This is a genomic window from Kaistia sp. MMO-174, assembly GCF_037147815.1.
Lineage (GTDB): Bacteria > Pseudomonadota > Alphaproteobacteria > Rhizobiales > Kaistiaceae > Kaistia > Kaistia nematophila.
On the sequence record NZ_JBBCUO010000033.1, the window covers coordinates 1 to 223 of the forward strand.

At 70.0% G+C, this 223-nt stretch carries 1 protein-coding gene; it reads right to left on the reverse strand.

Annotated features, from left to right (window positions below; translation table 11 throughout):
* The coding region (locus WFK98_RS27290; RefSeq protein WP_336802531.1) for a hypothetical protein at nt 1-223 on the reverse strand (223 nt) is incomplete at both ends.

The following is a 223-nucleotide window of genomic DNA, read 5'->3' on the forward strand; positions in this document are numbered from 1 at the left end:
GTCCCGACCGAGCCGGCATTCAGGAAGATCTGGAACCGCACGTCGACGCCTGTCGGCGCCGCCGTCGCCGCGAACTTCACGAAGCCGCCGGCCGACATCTGGTCGGCCTTGGCGTTGACCGCGGTGGTCTGGTCGGCGATCGCCGTGTCGCCAGCGATGTAGGCCTGCGTCACCTGCTGGATGGCAGCGACCAGGTCGCCGCGGATCGCCGCGCGCTGGATGT